We start from the raw sequence: 14,571 nt of genomic DNA on the forward strand, positions 1-14,571 counted from the left end.
AAGATCCCGGTCACCGTACCTGTACGTGCGACTGTCAGGGCAGCCCGTATTTCTATCATAGTGACTGAAGAGGGTTTAAGGCAATGCCCGCTTCTGCCGCGCGAGAAGATTCTCAGCCGCAGTCAGATGGGCCTTTTATTGCTACTTTTCAGGCTGTTTCCAGAATCCTGGCAGGTCGGCCAGTGTTTCCGCGACGATTTGTTGTATCGCCTGTCGTTCAGTGAGAGGAAAATCCGCCGGGGTGACATCCCAAGCCTGCGCAAGCTCGACATCAGTCGCGTTCAGGAAGGCATAGATCTCTCGCAGAATCTGCAGCCGCGCCGCTGCCGGCATTTTTTGGAAGCTGTCTGTATAAATCAGGTAGCTCAGACGATGGCGAAACAATCTGGTTTTGAGATCGAAGTCTTTCAGCGAGCGGCCTTGTGAATCGCGTTTGCCCTGCTTTTCAAACCAAGCCCGATAGTCGGTCGTCCCTTTCAGAGGCCCCGCTAGTTCTGCTTCATCCAGAAACAGTAGATAACGCAATAAGCGATCTTCGACATCGGATTTTAACCCCAGTTGCTGCTCCATGCTCACGCGAGTGATTAAATTGTGACCGTGCACCTGATGATCTAAAATCAGATGCGCCACGAGATCGGAATGTGGCGTTAAATATTTTGAAGTATCCACGAACGGATCAACGAATTCCAGATTCGCGCGATAGGCAGGATTCGCCTTCGATTCTTCGATGACTTCTTTGCCAAACAAATTCCCGAGGTGAACCATGTCGGCATGGTTACCGGTGACATACCAGCCGCCCCAGCGTTTTGCTAATGGTTTGTCATGCGAGATTTGAGAATAGCCGGAGATCGGGCGGCCGTGTTGATCGGTTAAAAAAGAACGCACCAGTAAACCGGGAATCCGCAGGCTGGAACTACCTCCGTGACAGGAAAGGCACTGCTCGGAGCGCTCAAATTGCGGCTGCGTCGCTGCTTTGGCATCCAGTTCATAAAAGATCGAGCCGCGTATTGGATCTACGGACGCGAATTCCATAGCCCGCGCACCGGGTACCCAACCGACGTACACATCATCATTGAAATAGACGACCCGCGGATTAGTCGGTTTGATCAAACGGGGGTTGAGGGCCGTTTTGGAAAAGACCATCAACTGTGACGATTCGGAAATGTTGAGCGATTTCAAGACATTGCGTAGATACCCCCATTCGGAATCATAGTCCAGCTTCTGCGTCTTCTGTTTGATTCGCTCGCTCATCGCCGATACAGGGTCGGTTAGTTTTCCTGTTCCATATTCTACTGGTTTTAAGCCAAACGGAATGGAATCCCTGAATTCGATTTCCTTGCGTTGCTCTGTTGGTTTGGGGGCAACCAGGGGTTCATCTGCAATTGCTTCGACAGACATACTTAACAGAAAGGCTGCGAGTAAAAGCAACTGTTTTAACATTGATCCGCATCTACAATTGATCAATACTCTTTGATGGGTTAACATAATCTAAGACTCCGCGTGCCAACGAGTTCCGTCATTTCCAATGGCGAGCTTGGATGGTACCATCTCCCCTACCCTGTATTACAAAACAAAATTGGACCAAAAGATAGTATTATAGCATCAGGATCGTTAATTGTTGTCAATGTTGACTCAAAAAACTAAAATCTCTATGTATCAGTCACGATTTGTGACTTACTTCACAGAAGAAAACAGTCCTGACACCGATATAATTGAATAGTTGGCTCACGGGCCGGTTCTTCTTTCCGAGTTTTCTGGAAGGGTTTCATTTTGAAAACTCCCCGCCTTACCACGATTGTTTCCAGCCTCACGCTTGTTGCTGCTCTGGTTTCTTCAGCGCTGGATTTAGCTGCGCAAAAAAATTCCTTGCCGGATCTATTCCGTCAGAAGGATGCCGCGGCTATGAAACCCGCGAAGAAGGCTGAGATCAGCGTCAGCCTGCTGCCTCAGGATGCGAAAGCCGGGGATACGGTAACACTTTCACTGGCGATGATCATCCCGGAAGGATCATATACTTACTCCACCAATCCCACCTTCGGTGGTGCGACCAAGTTTGTGATTGAGGAATCGAAAGGTCTGACTGCCGTCGATCAACATTTCAACGCCGATCATCCTCCGAAGACGGTCTTTGAACCGCTGTTCGGAAAAGAGATCGATAAGTATACGAAACATGTGATCTGGAATCGCCGTTTCAAAGTGAATGCGGACGTAAAAAGTTCAGCCGATGTCCTGCTCAAAGGGCAAATGCTGTATCAGGTCTGCGATGCGAAAAACTGTGTGCCTTCACAGTATGCATTCACCGCGACGTTATCGGGGAAACAGATCAACGCGCCGCTTTCGTTCAAGACAAATCCCGAACGCCGTTCGGTTCCCGATCCGGTAGAACTGACGTTTGATCTGGCACCGGCGAAAACAGATCCGGAAAAACTAGTGACGCTGACCATCACGATGACTCTGGACAAGGAGTTTCATACGTTCGCGCTGGACCAGGACAAAACGCAAGCTGGTTTGCCAACCCATATTGAACTGTTCAAGCTGGAGGGATTGAAACCGGTTTCCAAACAGTTTGGAGTCAGTCCGGCCCCGAAGGTTGAAACGCACGACGAATACACACAACACACACATTACGACAAAGTCGTCTGGTCCCGAGAATTTGAGCGAATTCCGGGCGCCAGCGGGATCGGCGTGGAAGGCAAACTGACTTACCAGATTTGCAATGCTGGCAGCTGTCGTCGCCCGCTGCCGATCGAATTTCAACTGGGAAATCTGACAAACGCGACTCCAGTGGCGCTGTCTTCGATCGAAGAGTTAAAAGCAACGGATGATGATGACGATGCGATTATTATCAACTCCGATGAGAAAAACAGAACACTGTCTTCCTATCTGCTTTTTGCATTTCTGGGTGGTTTGATTCTGAACGTGATGCCGTGTGTTCTACCAGTGGTCGCGATCAAAGTCATGAGCTTTGTGCAGCAAGCGGGCGAAAGCCGGATGCGAATTTTCCTGCTGAATATATTTTATTCCCTAGGTGTATTAACAGTCTTTTTGGGTCTGGCATCTCTGGCGGTCTTCGCGGGTCTGGGCTGGGGCGGTCTGTTTCAAAGTACCAAGTTCAATGTTGTGATGGCCTGTATCGTGTATGCGATGGGTCTAAGTATGTTGGGCGTGTTCGAAATCCCGGTGCCGGGCATGGTTGGTTCTGCAGCCGGCGGTCAACAGAAAGAAGGCTTAACCGGTGCGTTTCTGACAGGCATCCTGGCAACTCTGCTGGCGACCCCCTGCAGCGGGCCGTTCCTGGGGCCGGTACTCGCCTGGTCGGTCCAACAGACGCCGAATATTACGTATCTGGTCTGGCTGACAATGGGGCTGGGGATGGCGTCCCCTTATCTGGTTTTCAGTGTGTTCCCCAAAGCGATTGCGTGGCTTCCCAAGCCGGGCATGTGGATGGTGCGTTTCAAAGAGTTTTCCGGTATCGTGCTGATGGGCGCGGTAATCTTTATCATTTCCTTCCTGGATGAATCGCTGACGATTCCTGTTTTGATCATGCTGCTGGGGATTACCACGGGACTGTGGATGATTGGCAGCCTGTATTCGCACAATTCTCCTCGCCGACTGAAAATGATTGTCCGTACGTCCGCGCTGCTGCTGACGGCGGGGATCTGTTTCTTCGGATATGAGATGAGCCAGAAGTCGACTGATGATCTACCCTGGGTCCCTTTCAACGCTCAGGAATTAAAACAGTTGCGCAACGATAACCGGACCGTGTTGATCGATTTTTCTGCTGAGTGGTGCCTGACCTGTAAATTGAATGAAGAAAGAGCACTCAATACGCCTGAAACGCTGGAAATGATCAAGAAGCACAACATCGTGCCAATGTATGCCGACTACACGGACTACTCGCCCACCATCAAAGAGTGGCTGGACACATTCCAGAGCATCAGCATTCCGCTGACCGTTATTTTCCCGGCGAACCGACCGAACGAGCCGATTCTCATTCCTGACCTGTATTCCCAGTCGGAGTTGCTGGAGAAACTGAAGGAGGCGGTCGAAGTACCGGCAAAACCGGCTAAAACCACTAAGAAGGAAATGGTATCAACCGTCGCGCCTGCTTCTAACTGAGCCTGCCGACCGCAACAAGAGATAGTAGCCTTGTGTTTTTCGGCTCAATGATACGCAGATTCTGCGAACAACTAACGCATCAACGCTTTTCGATTCCTTGTTTTTTTTGTATGGTATGGATTCGAAGTTATTTGTTTCTGAATACGAATTTTTTGAGCGGCATGGCGCTAGTCACCGGTAAACGAACTGGTCAAAACGGCGGCTAGCGCCGTTCCGCTCAGAATGTGTTGCGACCAGAAAGTATTGCGATCAATGCCAGATACCACGCCGACACCGGAACCTGAAGAGAGTGACATTGTAGTTGCAGCGCCCCGTCGTTCGACGTGGTCCGAAATGAAAACGGCTGAAGACTGGTGGGCAGTCTGGATTGGCGGATGCCTGTTGCTGATTTGTTTCCTGGCGATGTATTTCACATTGCCAGCCGATTTCTCAGAACAGGTCGCTACCGCAAAAGAGACTGGCGAAAAAGTAAGCGTACACAGCCCACTGAAATCCTGGTTGGCGAAACCGGGGTCCTGGTCTGATAATCCCCTGCATTCGATTTTTCCGCCGGAGAAAAAGAATCTGCTGCTCCCGTTAGGCGCGGTATTCCTGATCAGCCTGTGCGCCTTCTCGATTGGCATTAAAGCGATGCAGCAATCGGTGGCCAAATTCGCGATTGGGTTTATCGGCGTATTTCTACTGGCAACGCTGGCTTATATCCTGACCGGTCAGGTGGTTGTCAAACGTTATAACCTGGAATATGCGTTGTGGGCGCTGATGATCGGTCTGGTGATCAGCAATACGATTGGCACGCCGAACTGGATGAAGCCGGCTTTAAAGACGGAGCTGTATATCAAAACGGGGCTGGTCATTATGGGCGCGAGTGTGCTCTTCAGTCGCTTGCTGGTGTTGGGACTGCCGGGAATCTATGTCGCGTGGGTGGTAACGCCGATCGTGCTGATCAGTACGTATGCGTTCGGGCAGAAGGTTCTGAAAATTGAATCGCGCTCGCTGAACATGGTCATCTCAGCTGACATGTCGGTGTGTGGTGTCTCCGCGGCGATTGCGACAGCCGCATCCTGCAAAGCGAAAAAAGAGGAACTCTCGTTTGCGATTGGCCTGTCGCTCAGTTTCACCGTGATCATGATGATTTTGATGCCGATTCTGATCAAAGCACTGGGCATCGGCCCGATTCTGGGCGGTGCCTGGATGGGAGGCACAATTGATGCGACAGGTGCCGTCGCTGCCTCGGGTGCGATCCTGGGGCCAGAAGCAGAACAGGTCGCCATTACAATCAAGATGATTCAAAACATTCTGATCGGCGTGACTGCGTTTGGCGTGGCCGTCTTTTGGGTGAGCTTTATCGAGACCAAAGAATCCAACATCAAACCCGATGCCTGGGAGATCTGGTATCGGTTCCCCAAATTCGTTCTGGGCTTCATCACTGTGTCTGCGGTATTCTCGCTGCTGTATGTTTATCTGCAGGGTGGAGACGTTGTTGTTCCAACCGTGGTAAAGGAATCGTCCAAAGTTTTCCGGGGCTGGTTCTTCTGCCTGGCCTTTATCAGCATCGGCCTGGAAACCAACTTCCGCGAGCTGACGAAATTCCTCAAAGGGGGCAAACCGCTGATCCTGTATGTCTGCGGTCAATCGCTGAACCTGCTGCTGACGCTACTGATGGCCTGGCTGATGTTCTCGGTCTTCTATAAAGATGTGGTCACCGAAGTGTTTACAAAGTAGTTGACGCTACTGATACACAGACACTAATGAGTGCCGAATTTTCATGTCACGCGGCCTGAGTCATATCGGGTAAAATGCGACCACTGCCGTTGCCTACTTATTACAAGTAGACAACCAGTGCGGACTAGCCAACTGTTGGCTGTCGTTGTTTTTCCCGTTTGAGGCATCGCAGACATGTTGTTTCTAATCTTTGATAACTGCTGGTGGCATTGCCGCTGGTGGTGGTGGTGTTGCTCACTCTTGACTGAAACTCTTATTCGCTGCCTGACGCGCTCTGTTACCTTGCTTGCGACTGAGGAAGATCTTCGCGATCTGCACCATGTCGTCAAGTCAAATGAACGTCACTTGAAAATCATAAAAGCCATGTATTTTGGTCAGCGTTGGTCAAAAGATGCCCAAACATGGTCGATGTTTGTCGCACAAGACCGTGCTCAAACAGAACGGGTTTCGAGTGACTTTCTTAAAACACACGTCAAACCAGCGGGTTTTATAGTGCTGGTATCAACAGGGAGAAAATATCGAAGTACTGATAATAGTTGTTTCTCGCGCGCGACTCAGGCCAAGGAGTTTCGCTACTGGCGAGTCCTGGTCAAGGCCAGTTCGTTCAGCTGTCGTTCCCGAAAGAAAACAGGAAGGAGCATCAAAAAAAAGAACCCCGACGAATATCGCCGGGGTTGCGTGCTGAATTTTAAATCAGGAGAGTTATGCCTGCTGCATTAACCAGACGAGTAAACCTTTTGCCAGATGTTTCCGGTTTTCAGCCTGTTCGAAAACGATACTTTGCTTGCTGTCGAGTACCTCATCGGTGACTTCGAGACCGCGTTTGGCGGGCAGGCAGTGCATGAGTCGGCAGTTTTTCGCAGCAGCCGCCATCAGGTTGGAATTGATCTGATAATCGGCAAAGATCTTCTTGCGTTTTTCGGTTTCCGCTTCCTGCCCCATGCTGGCCCAGACATCGGTGTAGATCACAGTGGCCCCAGCGACCGCTTTTTGAGGATCGGCTTCCAGCTCCAGTTGTGCGGATGGAAATTGCTGTTTGAGATTGCTCACCAATTTGGATGACAATTCGAAACCTTCCGGAGAGGAGACCACAAACGGGATACCTAATTTCGCACAACAGTTGGCGAGCGAATAAGCGACGTTATTACCATCGCCGACATACACCAGTTTCTGTTGCGATAGATCGCCGAGGATTTCCTGCATCGTAAACAGGTCGGTTAACGCCTGACAAGGGTGACTTAAATCGGAGAGAGCGTTGATGACACTCGCCTCGGAATTTTGCGAGAACGTTTCAATCAACTCGTGTGAGAAAGTTCGAAGTGTAACGATATCGGAGTATCGGCCGACGACGCGTGCGACGTCCTCAATGGACTCGCGGCCATCCAACCCCGCTTCTTTACAGGTAAAGAAACTGGCGCCGCCTCCCAGCTCCCACATGGCTGATTCAAAACTGAGTCGCGTGCGGAGGGAGGGTTTTTCAAACACCTGTGTCATTGTTCGTCCCTGAAGCAGCTGGGGGCGTTCGCCCACGTTTCGCTTGTCTTTCAGTTCCTGGACGAGGGCAAATATTTCGAGGATCTCTGACGATTCCAAATCGTGTAACGTGACTAAATGTCTCATTAGATATCTCAATCAATGACTTGTTAAAAACAGGAATTCCTGTTCGCTTCTTAAATTAAGATTCGAACAGGAATGTGTGAATAGATCAAATTATTTTATAATATGACTTAACGGCGTTATGCTTCCTCAGCCATTTCCCGTAGCACGATTGCAATTAAATCGCAGCCTTCTTCGACTTGCTCGGCAGTCACATTCAACGGCGGCAGTAAACGAACGACCGTATCGTGTGTGGCATTAATGAGCAGCCCACGGTCCATACATTTTCCGACCGCAGGGCCCGCAGGGATATTCAAATCGACGCCGATCATCATACCACGCACACGCACTTCTCGAATGATGGGTAGCTCAGTCTGGAGCTGTTCAAAAAACTGTTTAAACTGATTCGACATCGTCTGACAGTTTTCCAGCAGGTTCTGTTCTTCGATCATCTGTCCGGTAGCCAATCCGGCTGCCATCGCCAGAGGATTTCCGCCAAAGGTGCTGGCATGCATGCCGGGCCTTAAGCTGGGTGCAACCTCTTCGGTGGCGATGAGAGCACCGGCGGCGACTCCGCCTGCGATGCCTTTGGCCATCGTCATAATGTCGGGCTGCACGCCCCACTGCTGGTAACCGAACCAGGTGCCGGTACGTCCCATGCTGGTTTGCACTTCATCAAAAATCAGCAGACAGTTGGCCTCATCGGCGATCTTTCGCAAGCCAGCAAGATATCCTTCATCGGGAATATTCACGCCCCCTTCACCCTGAACTGGCTCAACCATAATCGCACAGGTTTCATCGTCGACCAGACTGGCGATGCCGTCCAGATCATTAAAGGGAGCATACCGAAATCCGGCGACCAGCGGGCCGAGTCCCTCATGATATTTGGGCTGCGCGGTGGCGGTGACTGCGGCGAATGTTCGGCCGTGAAACCCATTTTCGCAGGTGATGATTTTGGGACGTTTTCCATCATAGTGCAGACGCGCCAGTTTCAGTGCGCCTTCGTTGGCTTCTGCACCACTGTTACAGAAAAAGGCTTTTCCAAAACTTCGCGTGCAGAGGAATTCTGCAAACCGTCCCTGCGCTTCGGTATACCAGGTATTGGGAACGTGAATCAGTCGGGAGACCTGATCCTGAATGGCGGCGACCACCGGCTCGGGACTATAGCCGAGGATATTACAGCCCCACCCGGGAAACAGATCGAGATAACGTTTGCCTTCGGCGTCCCAGACATAACTACCTTCGCCGCGTACCAGACTGATCGGATAGCGACCGTAATTGGGAATGACGTATTTCTCGAATAGCGCAATCGTTTCTTGACTGCTGGCATGTCCCGTTAGTTGCACTGATACACCTCGTTTAGTTTAAAAATTCCGTAAACATAGATTATCGGACTCTCGGAAAAGAATTGTGACACTATTTCCCAAACCGAAGTTCGAAAAAACAGCAAACTTTTCCAAACTCGTGAAGACCACACTCGTTCAGGCATATCGAAAGGAATTGAATTTCACCAAAAAGAAGCCGGAGATTGTAGCAAAAAACTCCCACTGAGGCATCAATCCCAAGCAAAGAATCCGATTCCTCACCAAATATTCATCTATTCTGCCTGCAGTATTTCCGCAACTTCCTTAGCGAAATAGGTCAAAATACCATCTGCGCCGGCCCTTTTGAAGCAGAGCAGGCTTTCCAGGATGCAGCGTTCACGATCCAGCCAGCCGTTCTGGGCGGCCGCTGAAATCATGGCGTATTCGCCACTGACCTGATAAGCATACGTGGGAATTTCAAATTCGGCTTTGACGCGGCGGACAATATCAAGATACGGCATCCCGGGTTTGACCATCACCATGTCGGCCCCTTCGTTGATATCGAGGCCGACTTCACGCATTGCTTCATCGCTATTAGCGGGATCCATCTGGTAGGTGCGTTTATCGCCGGTCCCCAGATTCGTTCCCGACCCCACGGCATCGCGGAAGGGGCCATAAAACGCAGACGCATATTTGGCAGCATACGCCATGATCTGGACTTGCTGAAAACCAGCTGCATCCAGAGCTTCCCGAATTTCACCAATCCGGCCATCCATCATGTCGGACGGGGCGATAATATCACAGCCTGCTTCCGCCTGAACTACTGCCTGGCGACAGAGGACTTCGATTGAGTCATCGTTGACAACATATCCGTCTTTTACCAGACCGTCCTGTCCGTGGCTGGTATAGGGGTCGAGGGCGACATCACACAGAATCCCCAGGTTCAGGTTTTCTGCTTTCAATGCGCGGACGGCGCGACAGACCAGATTGTCCGGGTTGAATGCTTCTTCGCCCCCTTCGGTTTTCTTGGACGGGTCTGTCGCCGGAAATAAAGCAATTACGGGAATTTTTAGTTCTGCAGCAGACCGGGCCGCTTCGATGAGGTGTTCAATGGTGAGACGCTGCACTCCCGGCATGGAGGGAATGTCTGTTTTCTGGTTCGCGCCATCCTGTATAAAGAGAGGCCAGATTAAGTCGTTTACCGAAAGCTGATTTTCAGAAACCAACCGTCTAGACCAGTCTGTACGGCGATTTCGCCGCATTCGTACTTGAGGAAACATAATATATTAAACCCATGTCAATCAAAAAGGATCAGAATGCTTAGAAATAATAGCGCCAAAACCTTGATTATGTCTGAAACAGTCCTAATTATAAAGGAATATGCTCTTATTAAATCTAGTTGAGAGTTCAGATTAGACCATTGCAATAGCCGGACAACTTCAATACTGTATTATATGTAGGGGCTGAACCCTCCCACCTTAAAAGAGTTGAGATAACAGGCCTTTAGAGGGTTTGTACTCCTTCATCAGTGCTACCACATTCTATAAATGAACAGTGAGGATCTTCGATGCGAAGAATGAACATGGTGCTTGTCTGCTCCGTTATGCTGTTTTTCACCGCCTCTTTTGCAACTGCAGGCGATTGGGCCCATTGGCGTGGCCCAGAGCATAATGGTATTTCCCGTGAAACCAATCTTGTCGATGACTGGTCTCTCGATGGTAAAAATGTAATCTGGAAATCAGACATCGGCGGACGTTCGGCTCCGATTGTGTTAGACGGTCGAGTCTATCTGAATTGTCGCACGCACCATGATGTGACAGATCCTAAAGATAAAATCAATGCCCAGGAACAGGTTGTCTGCTGGGATGCCAAGACAGGCAAAGTTCTCTGGAAAGATGTGTTCAACGTTTTCCAAACCGATATCCCCTCGCCTCGCGTTGGCTGGGCCAGTATGGCTGGCGATCCAGAAACCGGTAATGTTTATGTGCACTCAGTCAGCGGTCTGTTCCGTTGCTACTCTCCTGAAGGGAAAGTGCTCTGGGAAACGTCACTGGCTGAAGATTATGGAAAGATCTCCGGTTATGGTGGTCGAACCCAAACGCCAATTGTTGATGAAAACCGAGTGATTGTCAGCTTCCTGCAGCTCAACTGGGGTAAGACGGCTGTTCCTCCTCCAAAACAGACTTACTACGCATTCGATAAAAAGACCGGAAAATTGATCTGGACCGCAGCTCCCGGCGGCGCGCCCTTCGATACAAACTTTTCTGTGCCAATCGTGACTGTCATTGATGGCACTCGAATGCTGATCGCCGGAAATGCTGATGGTGGTTGCTATTCCATGAATGCCCGCACCGGAGAAAAGCTCTGGGGCTTTCATATGTCCAAACGCGGTCTGAATTGCTCACCCGTTGCTGATGGTAATTTTGTTTATATTACTCACGGGGAAGACAATATCGATACAGTCGACTTTGGTCGAGTTCAATGTATTGATGGAAGTGGTCGTGGTGATATCACGAAAACAGGAAGCGTCTGGCGTGTGAATGGCGTCAAAGCTGGCTATTCCAGTGTGCTCGTCAAAGATGGGATTCTGTATGTCGTCGCTGACACCGGTCGGATGTATGCTTACGACAGCAAAACAGGGAAAGAACTCTGGACTTATAACCTGGGAACGGTTGGAAAAGGTTCTCCTGTCTGGGCAGACGGCAAACTGTATATTATGGAAGTGAATGGAAACATTCATATTCTTAAACCAAGTCGCGAAAAATGCGAAGAACTGTCTCATATCCAACTCCACGCCCGTGTGGATAAAGGACTCGACGAGATATACGCTTCTCCTGCCATTGCCGATGGTCGCATCTATTTCGTCACACGCGATAGAACGATCTGCATTGGTGATACCGCTAAAAAATCGGAGAGCGGTACTGTTCCTGCTCTGAAAGCAGAAAAACCGAAGCAGGATAAGATCGCCTCAATTCAGTTAGTTCCATTTGAGGTCGCTGTGTCTGAAGGGGAAAAGATTGATTATGAAATTCTGGCTTTCGATGCAAACGGCCAGTTTATCAAAAAGGTCGATGCCACGATTACTCCCGGTAAAGGACTTGAAGCTGCTAAAGTGGCTGGCATGAGCTTAACGACTCCTACTGATTTGAAATCTCCGGCTGCCGGAACCATTTCTGTCAAAGTCGGTGATGCGACAGCAGAAGCACGAATCCGTGTCTTCCCTCCCCTGCCTTGGAAGTTTGATTTAGAAGGACTGAAAGGCAAGGCGGTTCCTCCAGCATGGATCAATGCTTTCTTGAAGCTCCAGCCAAACGAAGTGGATGGAACGACGGCCCTCAAAGCCAGCCCTGGTAAGGGACGTCCCAGTGCCAACATCTGGCTTGGTCCTTCCGACATGAGTCAGCTGGCACCAAAAGGCTATACTGTTCAGGCTGATGTCTTTCTGAAAGAGCAAAAACGGAAACTGTCCAGTATGGGTGTGACCGTGAATCGTTACGACCTGATCCTGAAAGGGAACTCCAGCAAACTGGCGATTCAAAGCTGGGCACCACACAAGAGAATGGCGAAGGAAGTTAAGTTCCGTTCTAATCCAGACGTCTGGTATACTCTGAAGCTCACCGTTGACATCAAGGATGGTATGGCAACTGTGAAAGGTAAGGTATGGCCTCGCGATAAACCTGAACCTAAAGAGTGGACCATTGAAGCTTCAGACCCGCATGCCAACCTGAAGGGGAGCCCCGGGCTTTATCTTTACCGTCTTGCCGATGCTTACGTCGATAACATCATTGTCTCTGAGGATAAATAATGAAAAAGTTACTCATTCGATTTGCTCTGCTCAACTCATTTGCCTGTTGTGCATTCATGATGACAACAGGTTGCGAGTCACGTGACTCAGCGACGAAACCTGCTCCTGGAACGGAAACCGAATTAGGTGGTGCCGCTCCTCTGGGAGAAGAAGCAGGCTCTACAACAGGGGAAGCGGGAGTGGACGTTCCCGATGCCGAACCTGAGATGAAAAAATCAGGACCAGCTTTAGATTCTGATGGAAATCCGGTGGAATCCAAGCCGGAACCAGCAAAACCTAAAGTAGAAGCGAAACCTAAAACTGAAACAAAGCCCAAAGCAGAAGAAAAACCGAAGGCTGAGCCCAAACCGGCGAAAACGACGGAAACCAAACCTGCTCCTGCAAAAGCGAAAAGCAAAACAGCTGCTGCTGGTAAAAAAGGTACAATCACAGGCGACTGGGCGATGTGGGGCGGTTCCCCTTCTCGCAACATGGTTAATAAGACCACGGGCGTTTCTATCGACTTCAAACCCGGCGAAGGGGATGAAAAAGGAGAGAACATCAACTGGGTCTCCAAACTGGGATCACAAACCTATGGTAACCCGGTTGTCGCTAATGGCCAGGTTTACGTCGGAACGAACAATGGCGGAAAGTATCGTCCCCAGCATGAAGACGACCTGGGTGTTGTACTCTGCTTTGACGAAAAGACAGGTGCTTTCAAGTGGCAGTTGTCTCGTGAAAAACTTCCCCAAGGTCGTGTCAACGACTGGCCGGAACAGGGTATCTGTGCTGCTCCTTGTATTGAAGGAGATCGCCTGTGGGTTGTCACAAATCGTTGTGAATTGATGTGTCTGGATGCAGACGGATTTTACGACAACGAAAACGATGGTCCCTATAAAGATGAAAAAGATACTGATAAAAAAGACGCGGATATCATCTGGTCGCTGGATATGATTGAAGATCTGGGCGTCTTCCCGCATAACCTGGCAACCAGTTCGCCTGTCATTCACGGCGACTATGTCTTCCTGCTGACATCCAACGGGGTTGACGAAGCACACCTGGAAGTCCCAGCACCTCGTGCTCCCTGCTTCCTGGCTGTCAACAAAAAGACAGGAGAGGTTATCTGGGAAGATAACACTCCCTTCGATCAAATCCTGCACGGTCAATGGTCTTCACCCGCAATCGGCGAAGTGAATGGCAAGACTCAGGTCTATTTCCCCGGTGGTGATGGCTGGCTATATGCTTTCTCTCCAGAAGGGGATGGCGATGGCAATGCCAAGCTGATCTGGAAATTCGATCTGAACCCTAAAGACTCGAAATGGGAACTGGGTGGTCGTGGTACCCGAAATGCGATCATCAGTACTCCTGTCTTTAAAGACAACAGTGTTGTGCTGGGCGTCGGACAGGACCCGGAGCATGGCGAAGGCGTCGGTCATATGTACCGAATTGATGCCACCAAAACCGGCGACATCAGCCCCCAGATTTCTGATGGTAAAGATGGCTGGAAAGCTAACCCGAACTCAGGCCAGATCTGGCACTACGGTGGTGAAGACGTTGATGGCAAGCTGACCGGTAAAAAAGGTGAGCTGTTATTCCGCCGAACGATGTCTACCGTCGCCATTGATGACGGACTGGTTTATGCTCCTGACCTGAGTGGATTCGTGCACTGCCTCGATTTCGCTACTGGGAAGCGTTACTGGGAATACGACATGTTTGCAGCCTGCTGGGGTTCCCCCATGGTTGTGGATGGGAGAGTGTTTATTGGTAACGAAGATGGAATGTTGATTATCCTTCAGGCCGGCAAGGAAAAGAAACTGCTGGACGAGAAGACATTCAATTCTTCGATCTACAGCACACCTACCTTTGCCAACGGCAAGATGTTTGTGTCTGACCGATCCCAACTCTACTCGATCCAAGTTACTGAAGAGTAACGAGTTACATACCTAACAAAACCGGAAACAGAAGCCTGAGCAAATCGGGCTTCTGTTTTTTTATGCGCATCTGGGATCTGATTCATCAGATCGATTTTGACATAAATTCGTTTTT

General features: G+C 50.0%; 9 protein-coding genes. 5 read left to right on the top strand and 4 right to left on the bottom strand.

Annotated elements, in window-relative coordinates; genetic code table 11:
• Window positions 1-141: 141 nt before the first annotated feature.
• On the bottom strand, window positions 142-1,440 hold the full coding sequence (locus AAC022_RS01105; protein ID WP_339727150.1) for a hypothetical protein: 1,299 nt from the start codon (window positions 1,438-1,440) through the stop codon (window positions 142-144).
• A gap of 330 nt (window positions 1,441-1,770) precedes the next feature.
• Here AAC022_RS01105 and AAC022_RS01110 point away from each other — a divergent pair, with 330 nt between their 5' ends.
• The 3 genes from AAC022_RS01110 to AAC022_RS01120 all read left to right on the top strand — a co-directional run bounded on the left by AAC022_RS01110 (window position 1,771) and on the right by AAC022_RS01120 (window position 6,561).
• A complete protein-coding gene (locus AAC022_RS01110; RefSeq protein WP_339727152.1) occupies window positions 1,771-4,119 on the top strand; it encodes a cytochrome c biogenesis protein CcdA in 2,349 nt (782 codons plus the stop codon).
• 252 nt (window positions 4,120-4,371) lie between these two features.
• Window positions 4,372-5,841 carry a putative sulfate exporter family transporter gene (locus AAC022_RS01115; RefSeq protein ID WP_339727153.1) on the top strand — a complete coding sequence of 490 codons (1,470 nt, stop codon included), beginning with the start codon at window positions 4,372-4,374 and terminating at the stop codon, window positions 5,839-5,841.
• Window positions 5,842-6,015: 174 nt separating this feature from the next.
• Window positions 6,016-6,561 (top strand): hypothetical protein, encoded by a 546-nt coding sequence (locus AAC022_RS01120; RefSeq protein WP_339727154.1) that lies wholly within the window; start codon window positions 6,016-6,018, stop codon window positions 6,559-6,561.
• On the opposite strand, the gene argF is transcribed toward AAC022_RS01120, so the two are convergent.
• From argF to hemB, 3 genes are all read right to left on the bottom strand, one after another.
• Entirely contained in the window at window positions 6,544-7,461 is a 918-nt protein-coding gene (gene argF, locus AAC022_RS01125; protein WP_339727156.1) for an ornithine carbamoyltransferase, read from the bottom strand. The genes AAC022_RS01120 and argF overlap by 18 nt on opposite strands.
• A 116-nt stretch (window positions 7,462-7,577) precedes the next feature.
• On the bottom strand, window positions 7,578-8,783 hold the full coding sequence (locus tag AAC022_RS01130; RefSeq protein ID WP_339727158.1) for an aspartate aminotransferase family protein: 1,206 nt from the start codon (window positions 8,781-8,783) through the stop codon (window positions 7,578-7,580).
• Window positions 8,784-9,034: 251 nt separating this feature from the next.
• Window positions 9,035-10,021, bottom strand: coding sequence for a porphobilinogen synthase (gene hemB, locus AAC022_RS01135; protein WP_339727159.1), 987 nt, complete (start codon window positions 10,019-10,021; stop codon window positions 9,035-9,037).
• A gap of 287 nt (window positions 10,022-10,308) precedes the next feature.
• Between hemB and AAC022_RS01140 the strand changes: the two genes are divergently transcribed.
• The gene (locus AAC022_RS01140) at window positions 10,309-12,546 is read left to right on the top strand and encodes a PQQ-binding-like beta-propeller repeat protein (protein WP_339727160.1); all 2,238 of its coding nucleotides are present in this window, start codon (window positions 10,309-10,311) and stop codon (window positions 12,544-12,546) included.
• Entirely contained in the window at window positions 12,546-14,456 is a 1,911-nt protein-coding gene (locus AAC022_RS01145; protein ID WP_339727162.1) for a PQQ-binding-like beta-propeller repeat protein, read from the top strand. Before AAC022_RS01140 ends, AAC022_RS01145 begins: the two co-directional genes overlap by 1 nt.
• The last annotated feature ends 115 nt before the right edge of the window (window positions 14,457-14,571 follow it).

Source organism: uncultured Gimesia sp. (assembly GCF_963976445.1).
Taxonomy (GTDB): Bacteria; Planctomycetota; Planctomycetia; order Planctomycetales; family Planctomycetaceae; genus Gimesia.